Below are 1,094 nucleotides of genomic sequence, written 5' to 3'. Positions count from 1 at the left end.
ACGACCCCCTTGACCCGCTCACGAGTCCGCGTCAGCAGGAGACGCCGGACCGTCCGTTCTCCACCCGCGCGGTCAGCGTCCGCAGGAACGACGGATCCCCGTCCGCCGTCACGCGAACGTCGTACCAGCCGCCCGAAACCGGCCAGTCCACGGTGACCGAACGTCCGGCCCCGACCCGCACCACCCGCGTGAACCGCGAGGACGACAGCCGCAGCGTCAGCGCCGAAGTGCCCGAGTTGGACAGCTTGAACTCGACCCCCGAACGCCACGTCAGGAACCGTGTCCGGACGTCGACGCCCGCGGCGGCCCCGCGACGGTTCCCGCGCAGTTCCCACCACGACCGGTTCGGACCCTGGACGACGACGCGGTACTCGTCACCGGCCAGCTTCACGACCTCCGGCGCCTCACCGCGGACGTCGCGGTGCGCGGGCTCGGCGAACTCGCCCTTGTACGGGTACAGCGCGAAATGCGCCGAAGACGAGCCGCTGTTCACCAGCGACAGCGCGAGGGAACCGGACTTGACGACGCCGGACACCGAAACCTGGTACGGCAGCGGACGCGACGGCCGGTTGCCGGGCTCTGCCACCGGCAGGCTCTGCTCCGCCGGGGCGGACGGCCGCCAGCGGCTGATCGGCGCGGGCACCGGACCGGGCCGGTTCACCCGGGGCTGGCGTCCGGCGCGCGAGAAGTCGAAGGCGCCGGTGAGATCGCCCGCGACGGTCCGCCGCCATTTGCTGATGTTCGGCTCGCCCACGCCGGTCCAGCGTTCGAGGAACCGCAGCACCGAGGTGTGGTCGTACACCGTCGAATCGACGTTGCCGCCGATCGACCACGGCGAGACGACCGTCATCGGCACGCGCGGGCCGAACCCGAGCGGCTGGCCGTTGAAGTGGTCCGCGTCGTTCGCCGCGTTGCCGGGCGGCATCGGCGGCGGGACGTGGTCGAAATAGCCGTCGTTCTCGTCGAAGTTGATCAGCAGCACCGTCTTCGACCACGTCTCACGGTCGGACGCGAGGGCGTCGAGCACGCGGTAGATCAGGTTCGCGCTGCCGACCGGGGTGGACGCGCCGGGGTGCTCGGAGTCCTTCGCGGAC

The 1,094-nt window shown here is 71.3% G+C and carries 1 protein-coding gene; it reads right to left on the bottom strand.

Annotated features, from left to right (window positions below):
- Positions 1–31: 31 nt before the first annotated feature.
- Positions 32–1,094 (bottom strand): alkaline phosphatase family protein (locus CFP71_RS41640; protein WP_143267273.1); only part of this gene is annotated, 1,063 nt, incomplete at its 5' end.

The sequence above is a fragment of the Amycolatopsis thailandensis genome, from assembly GCF_002234405.1.
In the GTDB taxonomy this organism is placed as follows: domain Bacteria; phylum Actinomycetota; class Actinomycetes; order Mycobacteriales; family Pseudonocardiaceae; genus Amycolatopsis; species Amycolatopsis thailandensis.
This window is presented reverse-complemented; position numbering and strand designations above follow the sequence as displayed.